Raw genomic sequence first — 26,650 nt, 5'->3', positions numbered from 1 at the left:
ATTATTAGAGCAAACGTGGTGTAAATAATGCAGACTGATAACATATCACAACAAAGATTAATCGGTAAAATCCCTGAAGGGGTGACAAAGCGGCTGAAGCCAAGAAAATAGAGGAGCGTGACCGTTTTGGGGTAAAAAAAGATAGGTCAGGTATTCTCAACAAGACCTATCAAATGATAATGTTACCTAAATTCTACCAAAACTGCTTTCAAAATGTACTGACACCCGCACAGTACAAGATGCTAGAAATCTTACTAATGCTATTGCAATTTCATAAAACTGTGACAATTGAGAAACTAGCAACAGTATTTCCACAACCGATAAAATTTGAAAGTCGGAGGCGGAGTATACAAAGATTTTTACTACTACCTCAGTTGTCGATTCCATATCTGTGGTTTCCCCTGCTCAAACGATGGGTGAAAAATAGTCTGAAAAGAGGAGAGAAACGGCTAATATTTGCGATTGATAGAACACAATGGCGTTCACAAAATGTATTTGTAATTAGTTTAATAGAACAAAAAAGAGCAATACCTGTGTACTGGCTATTGTTACCTAAAAAAGGATGTAGCAATTTGGGAGAGCAGAAAAAATTAATTCGTCCACTATTGCAGTTATTTAAGGGATATCAAATGCTGGTACTGGGAGATAGAGAATTCCACAGTATAAAACTAGCAAATTGGTTACATAGCAAGGGCATTGACTTTGTATTGCGTCAGAAACAAGGTACTTATATTCGGCAAGAAAACCAATCACACCAACGCTTACAATCTTTGGGATTAACTCCTGGCATCTCGTTTTTTTTGTACAGGGATTCAAGCAACTAAACAGAAAGGGTTTGCCAATTTTAATCTCGCCGGATATTACAAGCGCAAATATCGTGGAGTTGTTGAGCCTGCTGGCTGGTTTTTATTAACTAACCTTGATAGTCTCAAAGATGCCATTAAAGCATTTAAGTTGCGGAGTGGTATCGAAGCCATGTTTAAAGATTGTAAAACTGGGGGGTATAATCTCGAATCTACTTATGCTGATGGTCAACGTTTGATAGCACTGATTTTATTAATTGCTATTGCCTATACTTGTGCTATTTTAGTTGGTCGTAATTCTCGCTCCTCTGGACTACAAAAATATGTTGGTCGTCTGAAGGAGTTACAACGATTGCACCGCCGACATAGTGCTTTTTGGATTGGTTTGTATGGTCAGTTATGGGTAGGGGCAATGGAATTTTGGGCTGATTTAGCTCATGAATTGATGCGCCTCAAGCCCAGTAAACTGCCATATTTTCAACAAGGTCTACGGGCTATGACTCTTATCCAGTCTGCTTTATAACTTTTTTGTCACCCCTTCAGGTAAAATCCATCAGTTAGTTCCAGAGCAAGTGGTATTAGTTGAAAGATTCATTGATTCTTTATCCCAGAGCAATGAGGAATATAATTTGACTTTAGCTGCAACAAAGCTTTCTGAAGCAGTTCTGCAAAAAATTTGGGACAACCCCGACGACGCAGAATATGACAAATTATAAATTCGGGGATGTTATCTTAGTACCCTTTCCCTTCACCGACCAAACAACTACTAAAAAACGTCCATCTGTTGTTGTCAGTTCTACCGATTATCAACGTCAGCGTTCTGATTTAATATTAATAGCTGTCACGCACAAATACCCACTAAAGCCATCAATTCAATGAACTGTAAAACTATGATAATTTGAAAAATTATTAGAACTCTGCGTTGAAATAATCACCTTTGTGAAAACAGACAGCATCTTTTACCGTCTCTTTCAAGAATTTCCCAACATCTTCTTTGAATTAATTGGTAATTCTCCCGAAATCGCCAGTGAATATCAATTTTCATCAGTCGAAATCAAGCAAACAGCATTTCGTATTGATGGTGTATTTATTCCCCAAAGTCAAGAACAGCCAATTTATTTTGTCGAGGTTCAGTTTCAAGAGGATTTGGGAATATACTCACGTCTATTTACAGAAATTAATTTATATTTGCGACAAAATAAACCTGAAAACGATTGGTTCGCTTTCGTTATTTATCCAAGTCGAAATATTGACACCGCATCAACCATCCATTACCGCGAATCCTTTACTTCTGGAAGAATTACCATCATTTACCTAGATGAGCTAGGGGAAGTTGCATCCTTACCCATTGGTATTGCTACGATTAAATTAATCATAGAAAATCAAAATAGGGCAATAGAGTCAGCCAGGGAGTTGATTAGCAGAACTAATCAGGAAGTTGAGACAGAACAACAACAGCAACAATTATTACAAATAATTGAAACGATATTAGTTTATAAGTTTCCTATTATGAAGATTGAGGAGATACAGGAAATGTTTGGATTAAGCGAGTTAAAGCAAACACGATTCTATCAACAAGCCTTCGAGGAAGGAGAGCAGAAAGGAAGACAGGAAGGAAAGTTACTTGCTGTACCACCAATGTTAGCTGCTGGGTTGACGATCGCGCAGATAGCGGAGGCTTTGGAGTTAAGTGTGGATGATGTGAGAAAAGCTGCACAAAAGCCTGAGTAAACAAGGGGATATGAGCGATCGCTTTCTTCAGTCCGGTAATCGCATATCTCAAAACCAAAAGGCGATAACTTCGTTAAGCTGCGCTAACGCACTCGTGGGTTGTGTGATTCCTTTATTGCTCATACCCAAATTGCTAGAATGCAGATACTTTTTATCATCCGCGATCGCTATGACTCGTCAAGAAATCGAAGCGCAACTTCTCGGCTTATCGCTTGCTGACAAAGCAGATATTATCCAAAGTCTGACCAAAAACCTTAGCACCAGTGGAAGGGGAATTACTAAAACTCCTGGTGTGTGTGGTGGTGAAGCTTGTATTGCGGGAACTCGAATTGCTATTTGGCTTTTAGTGGAAGCACAGCAACTTGGTATTAATGAAGCTCAATTATTGCAGGACTATCCTCACATTACCGCAGCAGATTTAGTCAATGCTTGGGCTTATGCTGATGCTTATCCCGAAGAAATTACTGCCGCAATTCGTGCTAATAATGAGGCAGCCTAATCGATGGCACGTTTGTATACAGATGAACAATTTCCCCGGATAGTCAGCGAACTGCTGCGGACAATGGGACATGATGTTTTAACTGTACAGGAAGCTGGTAACGATAATTTAGGTATTTCCGATGAGGAAGTATTAGCTTTTGCAATTAGAGATAATCGTGCAGTCATAACCCTCAATCGTCAAGATTTTGTCCGCTTGCATCGTGCTAATTCTGAGCATTTTGGTATTATTGTTTGTACAAACGATACTGACAGAAATCGAATGGCAATTCGTATTAATGAAGCTTTGGTATCTGAGGAATCTTTGGCAGGTAAGTTGATTCGGGTTGTACGTCCGGTAATTTAGACTATAACTATAAGTCGCCATCTCCAAAAATCAAAAGGCGATCGCTTCCTTAAGCCTGCAATCGCAATCCACAAACCCAAAAGGCGATAACTTCGTTAAGCTGCGCTAACGCACTCAGCAAATTGTTTTGATGTGTGGATAGTTGAGAATTTTTTGATCGCAGGTCATAAGTTCTATATTGCGGTGGTAGGCGATCGCAACAATAATACGATCGGCTGGGTCTTTGTGGAAGTCGCCGGGTAATTGGGTACTGGTAATTGCATCAAGTGGATCGAGTGGTTCTATGGTAATTCCAGGTCGGCTTTTGGCAAGTGCAAACCATTCATTAACGGGAAGTGGGAGTGGTAGTTTCCCATTACTATACTTAACTGCGATTTCCCAAACAGAAATAGCAGAAACAATAAGGGCATTTTGATTTTCGCCTACGGTTAATAGGTTACGACCACGCTCAGAAAGCTGATCTGGGGAATGGAGCCACCACAGCCAAATGTGGGTGTCTAATAAAATCATTGTCCCAAAGCATCCCATAATTCAGGCATGGGTTCGTCAAAATCTGGAGGAATTGTCAAGGGGATTTTGCGTAGGGGATGCTGAGGACTGCGATCGCGAGTTAAATTAATTTCATCAGGGGTTGGGTTTGGCTGTGATGATGGTAATGTCAGACTTTGAGCTAAAAGCTGAAGAATGCGTATTCTTTCGGCTAAGTCGAGGCTGAGGAGTTGTTGCTCTAGTTCTTGATTGCCCATAAATTTGCGCCTAATGACTGTGTTACTTATTTTAGCGGAACTCTCCAATCCGTCTGATGACAGGTAGTGCGTAGGCGTAAGGCTTGTCGTCAGACATCGCACTCTCTTCAACCCTAATAAAGGCGATCTCACTTCCCCAACATCACAAAGGCGATCGCCCTTCATCCCCTCAACAATAAATGCGATCGCACAATTCCCAAAACCTAATAAATGCGATCGCACTTCTCAACATCACTCAGGCGTAGAGTGACTATTTATTATTAGGACAAATTTCTTTTCGCATTTCAGGACGAGTAGCAAGGTAATCATCCAACCACTTACAACCTCGCTCTAACATTTCTTCTAAGTCATCAACTACAAATAAACGTATCATCCCATCATTACACGCAGCAGCAAGCTTCTTGCCATCAGGACTAAAACTCATCCAGTTAACATAATTACGAGGTCTGTTTTCTTCAACAATATTATAAGGATAGAAATTCTCTTTTGCTTTTAATTTGCTATTATTTTGACCTAATTTAAATTCGCCAACTTGCTGTCCCTTTAAGTTCCATAATTTGATTGTGCTATCAATTCCTGATGTTGCAAATATTTTGCCATTAGGACTAAAACGCACTGTTTTAACTGCACCCTGATATGGTTTAAATTCAGCGAGTTTCTCTCCAGATAGCTTCCATAACCAAACTGTACGGTAGTCTTTGTCTCCTTCATCAATGATGGTAGTAGCAATTACTATACCATCAGAATTAATACTAATATCCATAGCTCTTTGTTTTTTAGGTATTTTGAATTCACTTACCTTTTCTCCTGATAAGTTCCATAACTGTACTATCTCATATTCATAGATATTCAAGCTAGTTTTGTCTGGGTCTGCACCAAGACTATTACCAAGAACGACTACTTGTTTACCATTAGCACTAAAACGCATATTCACTATTGTAAAGTTGTCGTCAATCTTAAATTCCTTAACAATCTTTCCTGATAAATCTCTTAACTGTATTGTATGATCTATTCCTGGAGTCAACAGTAGTTTGCTATCAGGGCTAAAACTTATAGACTCACGATAAAGTGCATTAACATGATATTCAAATTCTTCTGTAAATTGCGTTAGTCTTTGTTTTGTCCAATCCCAGAAACTCAATTTTTCATGATGTATTCCATGTTGCACTGTTGCAATGAATTTACCATCAGGACTAAAATTTGCATCATTGGCGTAATTATCAGGCGGTTTAATTTCGTGAATTTTTCGTCCATCTAAATTCCATATCCTCATCAGTCCATCTTCAGTTGTTGCAATGAATTCACCATCAGGACTAAAGGTGACACTATCTACAATTTTGTCATTATGCCGAAAATCTATAATTCTATCTGTAAGTAAGTCAAATTCGTTTGTTTTCCTTGTTCCTGATAAATCAAATAACCTTACCATGTTATCATTTCCGGCTGTGGCAAGTTGCTTACCATTGGGACTAAAAGTTGTACTAGAAACAATATCTGGACTAACTTTTAATTCACTTAATTGTTGCCCAGATAAATTCCAGAAGCGAACTTTACCATCACCTCCTCCAGTGACAATTTGTTGACCATCAGGGCTAAATTTTACACTAAATATACTGTGAATTCCTCCTTTTAATTTTTTAATTTCCTCTCCAGATAAATTCCATAATCGTGCTGTGTTATCGCTACTAGCAGTTAAAACTAAATCACTATTTTGGCTAAATGTAACATCATTTACTCTACTTTCATGCCCTTTAAACTCAGCAAGTTGTTGTCCAGAAAGGTTCCACAAGCGTGCTGTCTTATCATTACTGGCAGTTGCAATTAATTGACCATTTGGACTGAAAAGCACACTATTAATAATATCCGTATGACCTTTGAATTCAGCTATTTTTTCTCCTGATAAGTTCCATAAAAATGCTTTACTCTCTTTTGACGGTATAAAAGATTGTTCTTTTTCAGATGCAGTAACAAGTAGCGTTCCATCAGGACTAAAACTTACGCTATTTGCAATACCCAAATCTGTTTGAAACTCTTTAAATTTCACAAGCTTTTGCCCAGATATGTTTAGTAACACTATTGAGCCATCACCTTGTGCTGCTGCAATTTGCTTACTATCAGGACTAAAACTCACACTATAAAAATTACAATTACCCCGACTTATTGAGCCGATACTACCAGAACAGTTAGATTTTATTATTACTTTTCCATCATCAATTTCAGTTTCAGTAGATTTATTACCATAAAATTCATCTATTTTTTCCCATTTACTATTCCATAAGGCTACTGTTTCTCCTGCTGTTGCAAAATACTGACCATTGCGACTAAATGTTAGTTGTCGAGGTGAAAAATCAGGTGCCCAACTTTGAAACTGGTTACGTTCTTTAATATTAACTAAGATGCTTCGTAAAGCTAACATGGGATTTAGAGCAGGATACTGTTCTAAAGGGCGACCATCGCTGACTTGCTCTTGTAGTTGTCGAGCAATTTTCATAGCTCTTAGCAATGCTCCTAATGGATCATTTTCAAATTGCTGTTGTACAAGCGCACCGTTTAATTCTAAATCTGCTGCTATTTCTGTATCTCGCGCAATCTTAAACCATGTCCCTGCTATCATTGCCATGATAATTAATCCGAATAGACCAGCTAACAATACTCGTTTTGTTCTTTTCTGAGCTTTTGTTAGGCGTTTATTCGCTAGTTGTTCTTCTATTAGCGTATTTTCAATATTTTTTTGTGCTTCCAGCAAACGCTGGTTGGCTTTCCTCTCTTCCCCTAAAGCTTTCTTAGCATTTCTTTGTGCTTTTAATAAACGCTGATTAGTTTTCCTCTCTTCCTGCAAAGCTTTATTTCGTTTGGTTTCTGCCTCCACAACCTTCTGATTTAACTCAGCTTCAACACTCGCAGATAAAAACCGATAATCAGCATCACTCAAACTTTTTCCATTAGCCCAGACACGAGCTTGTTCTAAATCTTCCGAATGTACTAAATAAGAATTATCCTGACATTGACTTTTTAACCAAGCGTTAAAATTATCAGCACAAGGACGCAATTTATTTAACTCTGTCTCAACCCAGCTTAAATTAAAAACATCCCGATAAACGAGATTATAAACCTTTAGCTTTTCCTGTTGCTCCACTACCAATCCAGTCAAACGCAACCTCATTTTTTCTGGACTACCATCAACAGCAATCTCTCCTTCTTGCAAAATTTGCTCATACAAACCCAACAAACTACCAGCAAATTGCTCGTCAGTTAAAATTCTTTTCCTTATAGTTCTTAAATGCTCTGGTTCATCCAAGGATTCCCAGTTATCAATAATTTGCTTTCTGACAACTGTCCCCACCCAATCTAAAGCATTTGGCTCTGGAGTGTAACATTCTGAATATACAGATAATTCTTGTAATAATAAATTACAAAGTTTTTGCGTTAAAAAAGGTTGTCCACCAGTCCAAATTAAAACCCCTTTCATCACTGCTTGAATATTGCTAACTTTTCCGCTTAATCCTTCAGCTAAGGGTGCGATTTCTTCTTCCTTAAAACCATTAAGTTGAACTGCTCGACCAATATTAAACGGCGTTCGTTTTTTATCATAAATCAAATCGTTGGGAGTCGCCACACCCAGCAAAGCAAAGCTCAAACGATTAAAATCTGGATTTAAAGCACGCTTTTCATAACAACTTCTAAGCAGACCAAAAAAATCATTGGAGTGACGAAATTTTAAATTTAAACTTAAAATACTATCGATTTCATCAATAAAAATAATAATTTTCCCCTTGACATTTGGCAGCACTAGTTCTTCCAAAAACGAACCAAATCGCTGCACGGGAGGTAATTGAATACGTTTATCCCACCAAATAAATAATTCTTCGGGTGGAGATAAAACTTGTAGTTGATTCACCAAGATGTAAGCAATACCCGTATACCATTGTTCAAGGTTGCTTTCCTGACTACCTTCATCAATACCTATTTCGGTTAAATCAATCTTGGCACAAGCAAAACCCTCTGTTCGCAATCGTTTCATTGTCCGATTCAGCAAACTGGTTTTACCCATTTGTCGGGAGTTAAAGACAAAACAAAACTCCCCCGCTTTCAACCACTGATAAAATTCTGTGTCGGCTTTCCTAAATACGTAACTGGGGGCATTTTCTGGTAAACCACCACCAACCTTGTACTCATAATCTCCGGTCATAATTTATCCACAAAAATAAAAAAGATATTGAAGACTAGATCCCCTAGAACCCCGACTTCTTCAAGAAGTCGGGGTTCTAGGGGATCTAGTGAGCTTTTATTAAACAGCCATACCACCTGAGTTAAGCCAAGAGAATATCGAGTATCGATTGACTTATCATCGACTTGTTATTTACTTTACAACAAAAAGCCTTTTCCTTTAAGCTAAATTACGTAGCTCTTTTCACCATCTGCCATGCCTCGTTCAACACGCTCAGTAGTAATACGTGATGAAGAATGTCAACAAAAGGTTTTAGACCGTTTCCACGGGCAATACGGTAGTCAAACAGAGTTAGCTGAGTACATATATGATAAGTACAAAGAATCAATAGGGCAAAGTACGGTCAGTAAGTTTTTCAATATGCAACCTGTTGACCGTAAAAAATTTATCCAGATTTGTGCAGCTTTGGGTATAGAAGATTGGCGCAGCGTTGGTATCCCCTACAGAAAGCCAGCAGATAAAACAGAAAATGGCGATTCTGAGGAATTAGAGGAATCAGAGGAATTAGAGGAGTCAGAGAAACAAGAGGAAATTCCCACCTTACGAACCCCAGTACATATCAGCACTCTAGAATATCCAGACGGAGAACAACTAGCCCTAAATTCCAATTTTTACGTCCAGCGTCCCCCTGTAGAACAGCAATGTTTTGAAGAAATTAGCAAACCTGCTGCACTGATTTGTATTAAAGCTCCCCAAAAAATGGGGAAATCGTCCCTCCTAGTACAGATTATTCAACAAGCAAAAAATCAAGGTGATGCGACGGTAGTTATCAACTTTGAGCTAGGGGAAAAAGAATTTTTCAGCGACTTGAGTAAATTTTTACGCTGGGTGTGCGATCGCATCATCCTAGAATTGACTAAAGACAATCTCGAATTAGCCACCGAACTGTTTGAAAAATTAGACGAGCATTGGAAATTGGCTCCACGTATTGGTAGTAAAATAGCTGCCAAATATTACTTAGAGCGATATCTACTCCCCACAATCAATCAACCCCTAACCTTAGCACTGGAAGAAGTCGATAGATTATTTGAATATCCAGGAATTTATAAAGACTTTTTTGGATTATTGCGTCTTCTCCATCAAGAAGGAAGACAACAAGAAATCTGGAAAAAACTTCGCTTAGTCATAGTACATTCCACGGAAGCCTATGTACCAATGGATATCAACCAATCCCCCTTTAACGTAGGTTTACCCATCAAGCTACCAGAGTTTGACCCCGAACAAATGCTAGATTTAGCCCAGCGTCACCAACTAGAATGGAGTGATACAGAAGTCCAGCAATTGAGAGACATGATTGGCGGACATCCTTATTTAGTGCGTCTGGCTTTGTATAAAATAGCTCGTAGTGAGATAACCTTATCTCGGTTTCTGGAAACAGCATCCACCCCATCAGGAATTTTCAGCAATCATTTGCGTCACCTTAGCTTAATTTTGACAGAGCAACAGGAATTAGGCGCAGCGATGAAAGAGATTATAAATACTAACAAACCAGGAAAATTCAGCGATGCAGTCAGGTATAAATTAATAGCCCTGGGTTTAGTAAATCTGTTAAATGACGAAGTGATAATACGTTGCAAGCTATATTATCAATATTTTCAGAATTTTTATAAAAATAAATAGATACTAAATAAAAGTCGATATCGCGCGATTTTCTTTGGGTATAACTCAATACGGTGTAAGTAGATTAAGGTTGTCGAGTTCAACAGACAATTCAATGTTACACCAAGCATTCAGCAACAAACAAATCAAAAACCTCACAGCAACCGCAATCTTCGCATTTATCTCCCTTTTTACAAGCGTAGTTCGTGCAGAAGACGATCGCCCATATATTTATCAAGTCCGAGAACAATTAAGAGGAGCAGCGATCGCAACTGATTTGGATGGTTACACTTTAACTCACAAACCTACCATCGATACCCTCCGTGAAGGTCGCTCCCACTATATAAACGTAAATCTGCGTGCAGACACGTCCTATGGAATTGTGGGAGTGTGTGACAGAGATTGTCGAGATTTAGACATTTCTCTTTACGATGACCGAGGAAACTTGATTGCTTCAGATTTACAAGATGATGACATTCCCATGATTAGCCTGAATCCTGATCGAAGCGGTAGATATCAAATCCAAGTTGATATGGCTAATTGTAATGCCAATACTTGTTACTACGGCATAGGTGTATTTGGTCAATAAAACCACATGGAAGGCGATCGCTTAGAAGCCGTCAAAAATAGTCTGCGGATTCCAGCACAAATCCTAGTGCCTATATCGGACTCATCTCATTTAGCGATCGCCTAACCTTTTTCCTTGGGAGCCTGTTTAACAATTTCTAGTCCAGGTGCGAGAGTTTGAGGCTAGGTATTCAAAAATTCAAAGTTCAACTTCAGATTAAATTTAGTATAAAATCTTCAAGTTCAATTTGAATTCAGGACTTTGCACAAAAAATTACACCAAGTTTAAGAAAATCAGACCTCTCCCAGTGAAGTGTTAAATTAGATGATTAGTTGCCCAGTAGGGCGCATAATATGAAAACTTTTCCATCTTGCTTTGGTAAGAGTCAACAAAATAAATTAGTTCGTTTTGGATTGTCGGCATTAGCAGCCTTAACCATCACAGGCGGCATAAATTCAACAAATGCAGCCGTCATAGAAACACAGAATTCAATAGAAATCGCCTCAACAAAAGTACAACTAAGTCAAACACAATCTGTCACCAACCAGCCTGCATATCAAGCAATGCAGATAGCTCCACTGGTTCCCATCGTTGTACTTGGTGGGATTGTGATATTTGTGCCACTGTTTTTTGGTGGATTAGTGGTAATTGGTGAACGTGAAGTTGGCATATTGGTGAAAAAATTTGCCCTTTCTGGACGCGGATTACCACCCGGACGATTAATAGCTCTCAACGGTGAAGCAGGTTTGCAAGCTGATACTCTTGCACCTGGTTGGCACTGGGGTTATTGGCCTTGGCAATATTCAGTGCGTAAAGAATCAGTAATTGTGGTTCCCCAAGGTGAAATTGCCCTGATTGTTGCAGCAGATGGCGAATCCAACCCACCAGAAAGGATTTTGGGTAAAATTGTCGATTGCGACAATTTCCAAGATGCGCGAAAGTTCTTGACCAACGGCGGTGAAAAAGGCCGTCAAATGGGTTTTCTCACCGCTGGGACTTACCGAATTAACACGGCGCTGTTTCGGGTAATTATGGCGGCCAATGCCAAAAACAACGATATGCAGGCCGAACAGTTGCGGGTGTACAGCCTAGCATCTGATAAAGTTGGCATTGTCACCACTCTAGATGGTTTACCAATTCCAGGTGGTGAACTGGCTGGGCCAATCATCCCAGCCCACAACAACTTCCAAAATGGGCAGAAATTTCTTGATGCTGGTGGACGGAGAGGTTTGCAAGAGCAAATTCTACTATCTGGTTCATGGAATTTGAATCCTTGGTTTGTGCAGGTTGAACCAGTACCAATGACCGAAATCCCTATTGGTTACGTGGGTGTGGTGATTTCGTTTGTTGGTCAATCTCAAGAAGATGTCAGCGGTGCAGCCTTCACACACGGTAACTTAGTTAATTCTGGACATAAGGGTGTATGGATAGAACCGTTATATCCAGGGAAGCATCCCATCAACTCGCGGATTATGAAAATTGAGTTGGTTCCCACAACCAACATAGTGTTGAACTGGTCAAGTCGGACGGAACGCCACAGCTATGATGCTCATCTAGCGTCCTTAACAGTGCGATCGCGCGATGGTTTTGCCTTTGATTTAGAAGTGGCGCAAATTATTCATGTGGGTGCTTTGGATGCACCGAAGGTAATTTCCCGTGTGGGTTCAATGCAAAATTTAGTTGACCATGTATTAGAACCGACAATTGGTAACTATTTCCGCAACTCAGCCCAAGACTACACTGTACTTGACTTTCTCACCGCCCGGAGCAATCGCCAAGCGGAAGCGGCTGAATATATTCGAGCCGCATTACGCGCTTATGATGTGCAAGCAATTGATACCTTAATTGGGGATATTCAACCACCAGCATCTTTGATGCAAACCCAAACCGACCGGAAAATTGCCGAAGAACAACGCAAAACCTACGAAGTGCAGCAGGTAGCCCAAACCCAACGCCAGCTACTTGTACGGGAAACAGCATTGGCTGATATCCAACAAGAAATGGTGAAATCGGAAAAAAGCGTCCAAATTGCTGAACTCAAAGCCCAAGCGCAGATTCAACACGCCACTGGGGAAGCAGAAGGGATAAAATTACGCGCCATAGCCGAAGCCGAAGGGATTCGCGCCACAGGTAACGCCAAAGCCGAAACTTACCGCGCTGGTGTAGAAGCCTTGGGTTCTCAAGGTTATACAGCTATGCAACTGATGCAAATTATCGGCGATCGCAACGTCCGTCTGATACCCGAAGTTTTGGTAAGTGGGAACGGTAATAACAATGGCTTGGTAGATGGTTTACTCTCAATGATTTTATGGAATCAAACTGGTAAGCAAGGTGAAGGAACAGCAACACCGTTGCATCCACATCCAATAGTTGTAAATAACCCAGTAGTTTCCCCAAATAATCACTCGCCCATAGTTGCGGAGTTCCCAACAGATAAGTAGATATCAGTATTGGGGCGAACGGCCGTACCCTGTGGGAAGGCGAAGCCTACGCCCCTGTTGAGACTTTTTCCAACATTTGAATTGCTATATTTGAACACACTTCTACAGAAAAAACGTAAATTTACCTTAGCCTCTCAGTCATAATCTCAGCTATACTCAGATTTTTTATAAATACTTGTGGGAGTTAGTATCATGCTACGTGGTAAAAGTAGTGCTATAAAACTAGATTTTTTGATGACTTTAAAAGGAGCAGTTACTTTAGCACTTGATCCAGGCCGGGCAGATGCTACACCAGATATTGAAGATGGCATGATCAAACTTAAAGCCACTCAATTAGCCATTGATTATGTGAAAACTTTACCGGAAGTTGTGGAAATTGTCCAAGAGCGATATTTAGCTCCCCCGCCAGATTTGACAGCCTTAGCCCAACTCCCTTCAGAATCTCTGGGGCGGTGCTTTGCTGAGTATATACAGAAAACTGGCTTTGACCCCAATTACTACCGCTCATTGCCAATCACTGATGACACCAGCTATGTGCTGACTCGCTTACGTCAAACTCACGATATCTGGCATTTAGTTACAGGATTAGGCAGTAGTGTTAATGGTGAACTAGGCTTGCAAGCGTTTTGCCTAGCTCAAATACGCATTCCTCTACCCATATTACTCATTGCTGGTGGGTTACTCCGCACCTTATTTACCGCCCCAGACGAGTTAGGGAATCTCTTAGAAAACATTGCGATCGGCTACCGGATGGGAGCTAAAGCGAAACCCTTGTTAGCGCAGAAGTGGGAAGATAATTGGGACAAGCCTTTAAGTACGTGGCGAAAGGAACTAGATATTATTGTTGTTGATCAATATATTCCTTAAAGGCTCAAAAATTACATCGCCTAACTTCTGGTTTTTACATCATAAATTATTCTTCCAGAATACAGTCTGCCTTTAACAAAATGAAGTTTTCTGTTTCTAAAACTGAACAGTGTTTTGTTAATGTTGCTAATGCTGGAATCTTATTCTGAGACAAATTATTGACGGCTTCATTAAACCCTGGTTGAAAACTTTTCAGCCAGGGTTTAATGATGAGATAATCAACTTGAAAGGATGTACTCTCTATCAGCCAGAAATCAACTCCGTATTTTTGAATTAGTTGTTTTGCTGGTGTTAAATCTTGGCTATATTGAGCATGTAGCAAATCAATGATTCGTTGGCGAATCTGGGAATAGTAACCTAAATGAAAAGGCAAGGCATATTCTCTACCTACTAAAATAGGTCTTTGGGCAAAAGTCGGGATGTTATCTGCTTCGTCGGAAAGTGTCGCTACTAGGGTATCTTTCGGTTGCTGTTGCAAAAATTTGTACAATGCTGATGCGGTAGATTGTCGATAATCAGTGGTGGGAAAACGCCCAGAAAAGTTAGGATATAGCAATAGAAAAGTGATTAAACTAACTGCTAATGTGATTTGCCAAAGTCTGCGTTTTTGCTGATAAGCCTGGAATAACCAATCCAATATTACAGTTAAGGTAATACCTGCAGCGATCGCCATGACTATTCTAAAAGTATGTACTGTGTAGCGAGTAGGGAAAAATAACTTCAATAGCAAGGCATGAGCCGCAAAAAACAATGTCAACGATACGATAATAATTTGTGGCAATATTTTGACTTGAACGGTCAATTTTTCCAGTTTTCCGCGCACTAGTGGGAAAAACAAACCCATCCAAATTAGAGGAGGCATTAACGGTGGTAATATGCCACTATGTTGACCAATGAGCCAAAATCTGGCGAGATTACTGTCAAAAAAAGGATGTCTCCCTTCTGTCCATAGTTCCGGCATGATCCAAGCTTGAGTACCTGTGACAACTGGTGCAAACTTAGATGAAGCGAAAAGATAGGGTAACATTACGAGAAATGCTAATCCCAAGATAGTAAATAGCCAAAAATAATTATCAGGTAATCGAATTAATAAAATGCCTATACAGATAAATACTAGAGGAGGATAAAATAATCCTGCCAATATAATTATCAGGCAATTGATTCGCCAATCACCTCTAATTAGATAGTATAAAAAAGCCAACATTAATGGATAGATAAAAGACCTGGGTGTGGCAGAAACCAAGTCAGATTGAAACCAAAGACTTTGGTTTAATAATAAGGTAGTAATAAATGCCGAGCCTGGTACGGTAAAAATTTCTAGGCTGAGACGAAAACAGTAAATAGTAGTAATCAAGCCCAAAAAAACCGGGAGAATTTTGCTGCACAAAAGTGGATTAATGCCGAAATTCGCCATCAGTTTATATAAAGTGGCATATCCCCAAGGCGTAATTGATTGGAAATAATCTGCAATTAAATCATGTTGGAATAATTCTGGATCAATAAATTGCTGCATCCAAAATACATATTCTCTGGCATCATCTTGAGCAACATATTCAGTTTTGAAGGCTCTTTGTAGTCCCAAGATGCTATAAAATAAGGAAAATCCTAAACTCAGTATTAAGTGTAGCGATATCCATCCCCAAGGGCGTTGTTTCTTAGGCTGAGTAATTGAGTCTGTAAAAAACTTAGATAGGAACATGAAAAAGCTTGCTGATATTTTAATTTCAATTAACAGCCTATTTTTGATTTTACCGATTAAACATTCTTTTTCATAATTTGCCAAGATTGTTGTGCGATCGCCCAATCTTCTTGAGTATGTATCACTAACACCCGCACTGTAGAATCTGGTGTGGCAATATCTTGATCAACAGGTTGATTTTGATTTTTGTCTGGGTCAATTTTTAAGCCCAAAAATCCAAAGGCTTCACAAACAGCTTGGCGAATTCCATCTGATTTTTCGCCTATACCTGCGGTAAATAACAGTACATCTAATCCGCCCAGACTAGCCAGCATAGCACCAATTCCAGAGCGTAAACGATGGACATACATATCCCAAGCGAGTTGGGCGCGGTCGTTACCTTGGGCCATCGCTTCAATTACTTTGGGTAAATCGCTAGATACGCCCGAAATTCCCCGTAAGCCAGATGCTTTATTTAAAACATAATCTAAGCTTTCTACTGAGTAATTAGACTGACGCAGTAGGTAAATTAAAATTCCTGGGTCGATGGAACCGCAACGACTCCCCATCATTAAGCCATCTAAGGGTGTGAAACCCATTGTTGTATCAATACTGCGACCATCTTTAATTGCTGCTAATGAACAACCATTACCCAAGTGACAACTAATGATTCGTAACGATGCTAAATCTTGTCCGAGAACTTGCGCCGCCCGTCCAGCACAATATTGATGACTGATACCGTGAAATCCATAGCGACGAATACCTTGTTCTACCCATTGATATGGGCCGGGATAAATCGCCGCTGCATCCGGGAGGGTGGAATGAAACCCAGTATCAAATACTGCTACTTGAGGGACTTCACTTAAACTTTTTTCGATTGCTTCAATGCCTTCTAAGGCTGCTGGGTTGTGGGCTGGGGCAAGATTCGAGAGACGAGCGATCGCCTTTTTAACGTCTTCTGTAATCACCACACTATGGCGGTAATCTTGCCCACCATGAACCACACGATGTCCAACTACATCAATTTCTGACAGTTGTCCAATGACTTTAGTTGCACCACGGCTGAGGGTATAAAGCATATAAGCAACGTGTGCTTGGCGTGAATCCCCATATATGGATTCATGCAGAGTTGCGCCGGAAGCTGTTTTTACCTCAATTTCTGCCACACCTCGGTCTTGAGTCCAGTTAACTTTGCCTTCCCAAAGTGGTTTGGGTGCTTCTTGGGGTAAAGCATCATCGGCTATTTCATACAAACAGCTTTTTTGGCTGCTAGAACCAGCATTTAGTACTAGGATTTTCATAACTTATACCTGAAGTGCTAAATAAAAACACTAGTTCGACTTTCATGGTTGGCTTATGAAATAAGTCTTACTGAGGTTAATGCGATCGCCTTGAGAATTCTTCAACCTGCTGAAAGTGGCGGCGAACTAGAAAATTGTGCCATTTTGAGCTACGGATAAATCAAATTTAGTGGTTATACTGCGGAATAATCGAAATTTAATGGCAAAAGCAAAGTTTTATAAGAAATGCAATAGACTTTCATCTAATGTTAATTGATATGTTTTTTGCTTTATTCTAAGCATCGTTTTACAAAAAAATAAATCTATATGCCTAGACGAGCGCCCCTATATTTTTTTTTAGGAGTATTAACAAGTTCTAGCTGTTTTATCTTCAGTGTAGCAGCCCAAGTCCCATCTAATTCGCAGCAGTCTTCAACTCGGAGTGAAGCTCAAGCTGCTAGTTGGTTTGAAGCCCATCGTTCCCGGCCAGGGGCTTTACGAGCATTTGTCCAGCGAATGCCAAAGGGAGGAGATATTCACAGTCATCTCAGCGGGGCTGTGTACGCAGAAGATTATCTAGAGTGGGGTGCAACCGATGGGTATTGTGTGAATCCACAAGCGGGGACTTTAGTTGAACCCAAGGCTTGTAATCAGGACAGTAGTTATTTTCCCGCCTCAGAATTGTTCAACAGAACATCTGTTTATGATTCCCTGATCAATCGTTGGTCTACCCGTAACCTCCAATTTGCTGGAAAATCTGGACACGACCAATTTTTTGAGGCTTTTGCTGGATTTGGGACAATATCAGACTCTATGAGCCGTCGGGATGATATGGTTGCGTCAGTAGCAAATCGGGCAGCTTCTCAGCATATTAACTATCTTGAGTTAATGCTGACTGTTCAGGGCAGTGAGGTTCGACAGTTAGGGCGTGAAGTGGGTTGGAATCAAGACTTCTCAGAGATGCACCGTCAATTGCTCAAGCGAGGATTAACCGAGCTAGTGACACTCGGCAATCAGCAATTAACACAGTTGGAGGGTGAAGTTGCGAAAACACTCGGTTGCGGCACTCCAAAGCCACAGCCTGGATGTACAGTCACGGTGCGCTATTTGCAGCAAACTACTAGAACAAAATCACCGGTGGAAGTATTTGCTCAGTTAGCTTATGCTTTTGCACTAGCTTCATCCTCCAAGCAGGTAGTTGGGATCAATCTCGTCGCCCCAGAGGATAACCCGATCGCACTCCGTGACTACACCTTGCAAATGCAGATGCTACAATTTCTCAAACGTCAATATCCCAATGTTAAGGTTTCACTTCATGCCGGAGAGTTAACCTTGGGGTTAGTTCCAACTGAGCATTTACGTTTTCATATTCGCCAAGCTGTAGAAATAGCACAAGCATCTCGCATTGGACATGGTGTAGATATTCTGTTTGAAGAGCGTCCTTTTGAGTTGATGAAGCAAATGCAGCAACGCGGCGTGTTGGTTGAAATTTGCCTGACTAGCAATGAGGTGATTTTGAATGTCCAGGGAAATCAGCATCCTTTTATGGAGTATTGGAAAGCTGGAGTACCAATGACCCTTGCTTCCGATGATGAAGGTATTTCCCGCATCGATTTGAGTCATGAGTATCTGTTAGCAGCAACAAGATATGGGCTGGCATATAAAGACCTCAAGCGACTGGCTCGCAATAGCTTAGAATATAGTTTCGCTCTTGGAAATAGTCTTTGGAAGTCGCCTGAATTTAAGGCAATGGTTCCAGCTTGTGCCAGCGATACCCCTGGTAATACATCTGTTTCTTCAGGATGCAGTGCTTTTTTGCAAAAGAGCGATCGCGCACGGGTTCAATGGCAACTAGAGTCAGAATTTACTCGGTTTGAGTCTTTGCAAAACTGGCTTTGATGCAATACAGTTCAGCAATTCTGGTGTAGGTTGGGTGGAGGAACGGAACCCAACAGAGTATGCGTGAATGTTGGGTTACGCTATCGCTACACCCAACCTACTATTCTCTTAACTAATTCCACGTATTGTAAGCATTTCCCAAAAAGAGCGATATCGTTTAGCACCAGGAATATGATCACTAAACAACCAAGCCTCCCATTCATTATTGTGAGTCACTTGAGGGTTCAGCAAAATAACTTCACCATCTAAAGCATCACTAATCTGTAGAGCCGTTTGTAAGTATTCCAAACGTATCTCTTGCTCTAAGCCTTTTGCGTATCTCAGGTATTGTTCATCAGAGATGGGTGGTAAACCTCCAGGTTCCATCCAGATGTTAATCCAATCTTGATTCTCAACATAAAACCAATCAATTTCTTCAATTTTCCGTAATCCTAAAAACCCTGGATACTCAGGCCAACCATTTGTAACCTTTAAGAATTCTCTGTAAGAGAACGGTAATTTTGTTCCCAAATGAGCTTCAACAGCAATAATTTTTTCTTCTGCTACTCCTGAAAAACCTAACCATTGTGATTCAATTGCTTCAGGAGAAAAATCCACCATTATCCAATATACTTCTCCATTTTCATAGTTTTCAATTGCTTTTTTACTCTCCTTTTTAAGGAAAGAAAACCAATTTAAATTACTCATGTTTAATTTTTATTAAGCTACCTTGGAGACTGACAAAACCTTGCAGGTTCTGTTCTAGTATCTGCTGAACCATACGGAAAAAGCCGATAAAATTTGATTTTCCCGCCCCATTAGCCCCAATTAAAATATTCACCCTGGAGAGTTCAACGTCACACTCAGCGATAGACTTGAAGCCTTTTAAAACTATTCTCGACAGTTGTTTTTCACTTTGCGCCTCCGTCATGAACAGTCTCCCGGTCAACAGGCTTTTTCTACACAGGTTTCATTTTATCGAGTTTCTGCAAAAATGCTTTAATCCCACATTCCGCCTTCTCCTTTGTTAATTGGAAATGCAGAATGTGGGATTTGATTATGAAATCTAAATTCTAGTAGTTCGTCTCATTAGTTGTGAGAAGAAGCACTAGTACAACGCGGCGGAAATCAAGATGCCATTTCAAGTTAGTGAAAAGCTTGTGACATAAGCTTTTTGACTTTTGACTTTTGACTTCCGCGTAGCGTTACTAGTGGCTGGCGACTACTTCTAAACTAGATAGTCTGTCTGCCAATAATTTTTCCAGGTCTTCTAAAGCTTTGGTAAATCCTTTGATACCTTCATCTAACTTATCGTAAGCCATGCGGTCTTCGGTGTGCATTTTGTCGAAGGTGGCTTTGTCGATGGAGATTTTGGCAATTTCCATACTGGCTGCTTTGGAAGGATCAAGTTTGCGGGGTAGTTCGCCAATGGTGGCTTGCAATTCACCCAACAAAGAAGGAGAAATGGTGAGCAAGTCGCAACCTGCCAACTCGGTGATTTCACCAACGTTGCGGAAGCTTGCGCCCATAACTTCGGTTTTATGACCGAACTTCTTATAGTAGTTATAGATTGTGGTGACAGATACTACGCCTGGATCTTCAGAAGAGGGGTAGCTGTCGCGTCCGGTTGATTTCTTGTACCAGTCAAGAATCCGACCGACAAAGGGAGAAATTAGGGTGATACCTGCTTCAGCACAAGCGATCGCTTGATGTAACCCGAACAATAAAGTTAAGTTACAGTGAATACCTTCTTTTTCCAGAATTTCCGCTGCTTTAATTCCTTCCCAAGTGCTGGCAATTTTAATCAGAATGCGTTCGGGGCCAATGCCTGCGGCTTTATACTGAGCAATGATTTCTCTACCTTTGGCGATCGTTGCTTCGGTATCATAAGACAAGCGGGCATCTACTTCTGTAGAAACGCGTCCAGGAATGATTTGCAAAATTTTCAAACCAAAAGATACAGCCAAACGTTCAAAAGCTAGAGAAACAATTTGGGCTTGACTAGCACCTGCACCAGCATCTTTTTTCGCTTGCAATAAAGTCTGATCAACAATATCCTGATACTCTGGCATTTGTGCCGCAGCTGTAATCAAGGAAGGATTGGTGGTAGCGTCTCTGGGGGTGAATTTTTCAATGGCTTTAATATCGCCAGTATCCGCAACAACTACAGTAACTTCCCGCAATTGTTCTAGTAAATTTTTAGACATAAGAAACTCCTTGAAGATTATCTGTGTAGGATTTACCTAACTTAGTGCTGAGTGCTGAGGTTCTCTCCGTTGAAGCAAGTGGCATTGCTGAGTCTTGAGTAAAGTAGAAAAAACTCAAACCTATGAAACTGGATAACTGTGGGAGGTTGTTTAACTCAGCACTCTTCATCTAATTCCCCTATGTATTTACACTTTCGACGGTTGCTAAAATTCTGATTTTGGCAATCTTTCTTAATTATTGCCTTGTTTGCTGACTAAAGCCTCAGCCTTATTCTAGACGCGTCAGGCTAGAATCGGCTGTCCAATAGAATGCACTTTGATTAAACTAGTTGTGCCTGATTTACCAATTGGAACGCCGGAAGTAATCACCACTTTATCGCCTTCATTCACCAAACCCGTGTCTGCCACTGTGTTGAGGACATTGACAAACATTTCCTCAGCGTTGTGAACTGGGGGAATGAATATAGGTTCTACTCCCCAAGAAAGCGCTAGTTGATGATAGGAATTTTCATCAGGGGTGAGGGCAATAATCGGCGCGGAAGGACGGTATTTTGATACTAATTTGGCTGTACTGCCAGATGTAGTATTGCAAAGAATTGCCTTTGCGCCTGTTTCATAGGCGATGCGACATACTGCTTCTGCCACCGATTCGGTCACGCTGAGACTGCCTGCTTCATGACACCAGGAATGCTTACCACCTTCTTCCAAAGCCTGTTCTGTCCTTACAGCGATGTTGTGCATAATTTGCACCGCCGCTACAGGATACTGCCCAACAGCTGTTTCTCCAGATAACATGACGGCATCAGTACCATCCAAAATGGAGTTAGCAACGTCAGTAGCTTCAGCGCGGGTGGGGTCTGGTGAACTAATCATCGACTCCAGCATTTGGGTAGCGGTAATCACTGGTTTGCCTGCCTGATTACAACGACGAATAATATCCTTTTGAATCAGGGGGACTTCGTGAATTGGCACTTCCACCCCTAAATCGCCACGAGCAATCATGATGCCGTCAGCGACTTGTAAGATGGAGTCAAAACGCTCAACTGCCTCTGGTCTTTCGATTTTGGCAATCAAACGGATAGAAGCCCCAGCTGCTTCGATCATCCGCTGAGCTGGTTCTAAATCTTGGGGCGATCGCACAAAGGAAACCGCCGCAAAATCTACACCTATCTGAATGCCAAAGCGTAGATCCATCAAGTCTTTTTCGGTGATCGAACTCACTGGTAATGGTGTTTCTGGCAAATTAACTCCCTTGTGGGTGGAAATTAACCCGCCAATTTTCACCAAAGCCCGAATTTTATCGGCATCGCGATCGGTGACAATTAATTTGACGCGTCCATCATTAATTAAAATCGGTTCCCCAGGTCTAACCATTGCGAACAAAGTGGGCAAGGGTAAAGGCAGTTCGTCGATACTATTGCCTTTTTCTTGCAAGACAAATGTGACTTCTTCACCAGCTTCGACATTTAGTCCTTCTGGTGGTAAAGTTCCCAAGCGAATCTTAGGTCCACAAAGGTCTTGCATAATTGCCACTGGCTTTTGGCGATCGGCACTAATTTGCCGGAGATACTTAGCCGTTTGTCCGTGAAATTCATGAGCGCCGTGTGAAAAGTTTAACCTCGCTACATTCATTCCAGCTTCCACAAGGGCTTGTAGTCTTTCTGGTGCAGAACTAGCAGGGCCAACAGTGCAAATAATTTTGGTTCGACGCATAGGGGTTGGGTTCGGGTATATATTGCGATATATAGCAGGAGGCAGGAGGCAGGAGGTGAAGCAGTGCGGTCTTGGGGGTTTCCCCCATGAGCAACTGCTGAACCCGAAGGGCAGGAGGTAGGAGGTAAAAGTATTGGCACTTTCACAATGTCCTACTGACTACAGCTATAAATGCCCTAAGCAGCCGACTGCATCTATATCACTTGTGCTTCATATCACTCCTTTTGTATGTAAAAACACTTTTTTATGCAGTTTGAAGTGTGAAGTATGAAATTTATACTTCAGACTTTACACTTCAAACTTTTTAAACTGCTACAGCCAACAGTTGTTCTTTTTGTGCCATAGACAACAACTGGTCTACTACCCGATTCGAGTAGCCCCATTCGTTGTCATACCAAGAAACAACTTTGAAGAAGTTGGAGTTTAGCTCAATTCCCGCACCTGCATCGAAAATACTGGAACGAGTATCACCCTGGAAATCTGTAGATACTACTTCTTCGTCTGTGTAGCCCAAAATACCTGCTAGTTGACCTGCCGCAGCTTGCTGCATCGCTGCACAGATTTCTTTGTAACTGGTAGCTTTTGCCGTCTTGAAAGTGAGGTCAACTACCGAAACATCAGGGGTTGGAACGCGTAATGCCATCCCTGTTAACTTACCTTTTAACTCTGGTAATACTAAAGCCACAGCTTTAGCTGCACCCGTGGATGAGGGAATAATATTTTGGGCTGCGCCTCGACCACCCCGCCAGTCTTTTTTACTGGGGCCGTCTACGGTGGGTTGAGTTGCGGTCATCGCGTGAACTGTAGTCATCAACCCTTCGGTTAAACCGAAGTTATCATTGATGACCTTGGCAATGGGAGCCAGACAATTTGTAGTGCAGCTGGCATTGGAAACGATCAGATGCTTGCTGGGGTCGAATAAGTCATGATTTACACCCATCAGCAAAGTTGGAACTCTGTCTGGATCTTTTGTTGGGGCAGAGATAATAACGCGCTTTGCACCTGCTGTCAGGTGTTTGCTGGCACTTTCGTAATCAGTGAAGAGTCCTGTAGATTCTACTACATAGTCTACGCCTAATGTACCCCAAGGTAATTCGGCAGGATTTCTCACGGAGACGCAAGGAATAAAATGCCCATCAATGACGATGCCATCTTCCTTGGCTTCCACCTTGCCTTTAAATTTACCGTGAGTGGAATCGTATTTCAACAGATAAGCCAGGTTATCTGGTGGTACTAAGTCGTTAATGCCGACAAACTCAATGTTAGGGTTATAAATGCCAGCACGCAGCACTAGCCGACCAATACGACCAAATCCATTAATACCAACTTTCAACTTCGTCAAAGTTCAACCTCCTAATTTGAGAACAACCCAGGTCTGTTCTTCGTTTCAACGCTGCATTTAGCTGGGTTAATTTTGGTCTGACTGAGTTGATCGTGACAGTCTTAGAAATCTAAACTGATTTTGCTAGACATCTTTTAAGGTTTTGGGAAAGTATGAAGTGTGAAGTATGAAGTATGAAATTTCAGACTTCAGCCTTCATACTTCAGAATTTAATAAGGCCACTTCCAGTTGCGAACTTCGGGGAGGTCTTCGCCGTGCTGGGAAATGTAATGCTTGTGTTCGATCAGCTTATCTTGTAGGTTTTGTTTGACGTAAGCTGCTTTTGAGCCTAGTTTTGGTACGCGATCGATTACGTCCATAACTAAATGATAGCGATCGAGGTCGTTGAGAACCACCATATCAAAAGGAGTTGTGGTAGTTCCTTCTTCTTTGTAACCACGCACATGGAGGTTTTGGTGATTGGTGTGGCGATAGGTTAACCGATGGATTAACCAAGGATAGCCATGAAAAGCAAAGATAACTGGTTTATCGGTTGTGAAAATTGTATCGAAGTCTTTGGGAGTCAAACCGTGAGGATGCTCACTTTTTGGCTGTAATGTCATCAAATCAACGACGTTCACAACCCTGACCTTTAAGTCGGGGAAGTACTGACGCAGCATATCCACCGCAGCCAAGGTTTCTAAGGTGGGAACATCGCCTGCACAGGCCATGACGACATCTGGTTCACTTCCTTGGTCGTTACTCGCCCATTCCCAAATACCAATGCCTTTGGTGCAGTGTTTAACTGCTGCGTCTATATCAAGATATTGCAGCGCTGGTTGTTTGCCAGCAATGATGACGTTGACGTAGTTACGGCTTCTTAAGCAGTGGTCGGTGACGGAAAGTAAGGTGTTGGCATCGGGGGGAAGATAGACGCGAATTACTTCTGATTTTTTATTAATCACATGGTCGATAAAACCCGGGTCTTGGTGCGAGAAGCCGTTATGGTCTTGCCGCCAAACGTGAGAGGTGAGTAAATAATTTAGGGATGCGATCGGTCTACGCCAGGAAATATGACGGGTGGTTTTCAACCATTTGGCGTGCTGGTTGAACATGGAGTCAATGATGTGGATAAATGCTTCGTAGCAGGAGAAGAATCCATGACGACCTGTGAGAAGATAGCCTTCTAACCAACCTTGACAATTGGTTTCGCTAAGAATTTCCATTACCCGACCGTTGGGCGATAGGTGTTCGTCTTCGGGCAGAATTTGCGAAACCCAAGTTCTATCTGTGACTTCAAACAAAGCATCTAAGCGATTGGATGCTGTTTCATCAGGGCCAAAGACACGGAAGTTTCGGCTTTCCATGTTGAGTTTCATCACATCTCGCAGAAATTGCCCCATGACTCTGGTGGCTTCCGCTTCAACTTTGCCGGGTTGGGTGACATTTACGGCATAGTCTGAGAATTTAGGCATCTTCAGGTCACGCAACAAGATACCGCCGTTGGCGTGGGGATTGTCGCCCATCCGCCGCATTCCTGTAGGGGATAATTCGGCGAGTTCGGGAATGAGTTTGCCGTTAGCGTCGAAGAGTTCTTCGGGTTTGTAACTCTTCATCCAGTCTTCGAGTAATTTTAAATGTTCTGGTTGTTGAGCGATCGCTCCAAAAGGAACTTGATGCGATCGCCAAAAATTTTCGGTTTTCTTTCCATCTACTTCTTTTGGACCTGTCCAGCCTTTGGGGGTTCGCAAGACAATCATCGGCCAGCGTGGACGTTCTTGAAAACCATGTACACGGGCTTCTCTTTGGATATTTTGAATTTCCGTAATAACTGTATCTAATGTAGCTGCCATCTGCTGGTGAATTTCCGCAGGTTCTGAACCTTCGACAAAGTAAGGTTTATAACCATAGCCAACAAATAAGCTTTCTACTTCTTCATGGCTTAACCGTGATAACAATGTAGGGTTAGCAATTTTATACCCGTTGAGGTGCAAAATCGGCAAAACTGCCCCATCATTTACCGGGTTGAGAAACTTATTAGAATGCCAGCTTGCGGCTAAAGCCCCAGTTTCCGCTTCACCATCACCGACAACAGCCGCCACAATCAAGTCGGGATTGTCAAAAGCTGCACCGTAAGCGTGAACTAAGGCATAACCCAACTCACCGCCTTCATGAATTGAACCAGGAGTTTCCGGGGCGACGTGACTAGGAATCCCACCGGGGAAGGAGAACTGTTTGAATAGCTGCTGCATTCCCTCAGCATCTGGGGAAATGTTGGGGTAGTATTCGCTGTAAGTTCCTTCTAGATAAGTGTTAGCAACTAAACCAGGGCCACCATGACCAGGCCCGGCAATATAAATCATATCCGTATCATATTTTTTGATGATGCGGTTGAGGTGAACATAGATAAAATTCAGCCCTGGCGTAGTTCCCCAATGTCCCAACAGTCGGGGTTTAACGTGTTCTATTTTCAGGGGTTCTCTCAGCAGTGGATTGTCGAGTAAATATATTTGCCCTACTGACAAATAGTTCGCCGCCCGCCAGTAGGCGTTAATTTTCTGCAATTCTTCGTCTGTTAAAGGCTTGATTGGTGGAGAGATTGCTAAAGTCATATCAAATTTCCGTATACAACAGGATTTTGCCTTTGTTCACTAAGTTAGTTTAGTTGTCTAAGCAATAACGGCCATCCTACTCATGACAAATCATTCCCCGCGCCAATCTAGGAAAAAATTGTGCTTTGTTATTG

General features: G+C 41.4%; 22 protein-coding genes. 11 read left to right on the top strand and 11 right to left on the bottom strand.

Features of this window, described 5'->3' with window-relative positions:
* The first annotated feature begins 179 nt into the window (after nt 1-179).
* The 6 genes from NOS7107_RS29875 (at nt 180) to NOS7107_RS22190 (ending at nt 3,378) form a co-directional block, all read left to right on the top strand.
* The gene (locus NOS7107_RS29875; RefSeq protein ID WP_083889808.1) at nt 180-824 is read left to right on the top strand and encodes a hypothetical protein; all 645 of its coding nucleotides are present in this window, start codon (nt 180-182) and stop codon (nt 822-824) included.
* Nucleotides 825-975: 151 nt separating this feature from the next.
* Nucleotides 976-1,326 (top strand): hypothetical protein, encoded by a 351-nt coding sequence (locus tag NOS7107_RS29870; protein WP_044501093.1) that lies wholly within the window; start codon nt 976-978, stop codon nt 1,324-1,326.
* Nucleotides 1,327-1,505: 179 nt separating this feature from the next.
* Entirely contained in the window at nt 1,506-1,682 is a 177-nt protein-coding gene (locus NOS7107_RS22205; protein ID WP_157374103.1) for a type II toxin-antitoxin system PemK/MazF family toxin, read from the top strand.
* Between the two features lie 60 nt (nt 1,683-1,742).
* A complete protein-coding gene (locus NOS7107_RS22200) occupies nt 1,743-2,534 on the top strand; it encodes an Rpn family recombination-promoting nuclease/putative transposase (protein ID WP_015115187.1) in 792 nt (263 codons plus the stop codon).
* A gap of 169 nt (nt 2,535-2,703) precedes the next feature.
* The gene (locus tag NOS7107_RS22195) at nt 2,704-3,033 is read left to right on the top strand and encodes a DUF433 domain-containing protein (RefSeq protein ID WP_015115186.1); all 330 of its coding nucleotides are present in this window, start codon (nt 2,704-2,706) and stop codon (nt 3,031-3,033) included.
* 3 nt (nt 3,034-3,036) lie between these two features.
* Complete coding sequence (locus tag NOS7107_RS22190) at nt 3,037-3,378, top strand: DUF5615 family PIN-like protein (protein ID WP_015115185.1); 342 nt, start codon at nt 3,037-3,039, stop codon at nt 3,376-3,378.
* 114 nt (nt 3,379-3,492) lie between these two features.
* Here the strand turns inward: NOS7107_RS22190 and NOS7107_RS22185 are convergent, their stop codons facing one another.
* Genes NOS7107_RS22185 through NOS7107_RS22175 form a run of 3 tightly spaced genes read right to left on the bottom strand, consistent with a single transcriptional unit; the run spans nt 3,493 to nt 8,313 of the window.
* Nucleotides 3,493-3,888, bottom strand: coding sequence for a type II toxin-antitoxin system VapC family toxin (locus NOS7107_RS22185; protein WP_015115184.1), 396 nt, complete (start codon nt 3,886-3,888; stop codon nt 3,493-3,495).
* Nucleotides 3,885-4,346, bottom strand: a complete 462-nt coding sequence (locus tag NOS7107_RS29505) for a hypothetical protein (RefSeq protein WP_253274472.1) — start codon at nt 4,344-4,346, stop codon at nt 3,885-3,887. The genes NOS7107_RS22185 and NOS7107_RS29505 overlap by 4 nt, the downstream gene beginning before the upstream one ends.
* A 28-nt stretch (nt 4,347-4,374) precedes the next feature.
* Nucleotides 4,375-8,313 (bottom strand): AAA-like domain-containing protein, encoded by a 3,939-nt coding sequence (locus NOS7107_RS22175; RefSeq protein WP_015115182.1) that lies wholly within the window; start codon nt 8,311-8,313, stop codon nt 4,375-4,377.
* Nucleotides 8,314-8,547: 234 nt separating this feature from the next.
* On the opposite strand from NOS7107_RS22175, the gene NOS7107_RS22170 reads away from it, so the two are divergent.
* From NOS7107_RS22170 to NOS7107_RS22155, 4 genes are all read left to right on the top strand, one after another.
* A complete protein-coding gene (locus NOS7107_RS22170) occupies nt 8,548-9,972 on the top strand; it encodes an AAA-like domain-containing protein (protein WP_015115181.1) in 1,425 nt (474 codons plus the stop codon).
* A 94-nt stretch (nt 9,973-10,066) separates the two neighbouring features.
* Nucleotides 10,067-10,540 (top strand): hypothetical protein, encoded by a 474-nt coding sequence (locus NOS7107_RS22165; RefSeq protein ID WP_015115180.1) that lies wholly within the window; start codon nt 10,067-10,069, stop codon nt 10,538-10,540.
* Between the two features lie 332 nt (nt 10,541-10,872).
* A complete protein-coding gene (locus tag NOS7107_RS22160; RefSeq protein WP_015115179.1) occupies nt 10,873-12,960 on the top strand; it encodes a flotillin family protein in 2,088 nt (695 codons plus the stop codon).
* A 192-nt stretch (nt 12,961-13,152) separates the two neighbouring features.
* Nucleotides 13,153-13,827, top strand: a complete 675-nt coding sequence (locus NOS7107_RS22155) for a Coq4 family protein (RefSeq protein ID WP_015115178.1) — start codon at nt 13,153-13,155, stop codon at nt 13,825-13,827.
* Nucleotides 13,828-13,873: 46 nt separating this feature from the next.
* On the opposite strand, the gene NOS7107_RS22150 is transcribed toward NOS7107_RS22155, so the two are convergent.
* Both NOS7107_RS22150 and NOS7107_RS22145 read right to left on the bottom strand, forming a co-directional pair.
* Nucleotides 13,874-15,526, bottom strand: a complete 1,653-nt coding sequence (locus NOS7107_RS22150; RefSeq protein ID WP_015115177.1) for a hypothetical protein — start codon at nt 15,524-15,526, stop codon at nt 13,874-13,876.
* Between the two features lie 56 nt (nt 15,527-15,582).
* Nucleotides 15,583-16,806, bottom strand: coding sequence for an acetate kinase (locus NOS7107_RS22145; RefSeq protein ID WP_015115176.1), 1,224 nt, complete (start codon nt 16,804-16,806; stop codon nt 15,583-15,585).
* 306 nt (nt 16,807-17,112) lie between these two features.
* Between NOS7107_RS22145 and NOS7107_RS22140 the strand changes: the two genes are divergently transcribed.
* Nucleotides 17,113-18,684: an adenosine deaminase gene (locus tag NOS7107_RS22140; RefSeq protein ID WP_015115175.1), complete on the top strand. Its 1,572-nt coding sequence runs from the start codon at nt 17,113-17,115 to the stop codon at nt 18,682-18,684.
* A gap of 108 nt (nt 18,685-18,792) precedes the next feature.
* Here the strand turns inward: NOS7107_RS22140 and NOS7107_RS22135 are convergent, their stop codons facing one another.
* From NOS7107_RS22135 to NOS7107_RS22110, 6 genes are all read right to left on the bottom strand, one after another.
* Nucleotides 18,793-19,371, bottom strand: coding sequence for an SMI1/KNR4 family protein (locus tag NOS7107_RS22135; RefSeq protein ID WP_015115174.1), 579 nt, complete (start codon nt 19,369-19,371; stop codon nt 18,793-18,795).
* On the bottom strand, nt 19,364-19,594 hold the full coding sequence (locus NOS7107_RS22130) for an AAA family ATPase (protein ID WP_015115173.1): 231 nt from the start codon (nt 19,592-19,594) through the stop codon (nt 19,364-19,366). Before NOS7107_RS22130 ends, NOS7107_RS22135 begins: the two co-directional genes overlap by 8 nt.
* Before the next feature lie 277 nt (nt 19,595-19,871).
* Nucleotides 19,872-20,870: a transaldolase gene (locus NOS7107_RS22125; RefSeq protein WP_015115172.1), complete on the bottom strand. Its 999-nt coding sequence runs from the start codon at nt 20,868-20,870 to the stop codon at nt 19,872-19,874.
* Between the two features lie 282 nt (nt 20,871-21,152).
* On the bottom strand, nt 21,153-22,583 hold the full coding sequence (pyk, locus tag NOS7107_RS22120; protein ID WP_015115171.1) for a pyruvate kinase: 1,431 nt from the start codon (nt 22,581-22,583) through the stop codon (nt 21,153-21,155).
* A 304-nt stretch (nt 22,584-22,887) separates the two neighbouring features.
* Nucleotides 22,888-23,925 carry a type I glyceraldehyde-3-phosphate dehydrogenase gene (gene gap, locus NOS7107_RS22115; protein WP_015115170.1) on the bottom strand — a complete coding sequence of 346 codons (1,038 nt, stop codon included), beginning with the start codon at nt 23,923-23,925 and terminating at the stop codon, nt 22,888-22,890.
* A gap of 209 nt (nt 23,926-24,134) precedes the next feature.
* Nucleotides 24,135-26,516, bottom strand: coding sequence for a phosphoketolase (locus NOS7107_RS22110; RefSeq protein WP_015115169.1), 2,382 nt, complete (start codon nt 26,514-26,516; stop codon nt 24,135-24,137).
* Nucleotides 26,517-26,650 lie beyond the last annotated feature (134 nt).

Origin of the sequence: Nostoc sp. PCC 7107, from assembly GCF_000316625.1 — a bacterium.
In the GTDB taxonomy this organism is placed as follows: domain Bacteria; phylum Cyanobacteriota; class Cyanobacteriia; order Cyanobacteriales; family Nostocaceae; genus Nostoc_B.
Note: the sequence above shows the minus strand (reverse complement) of the source record. Positions and strands in the feature narration are given on the sequence as shown.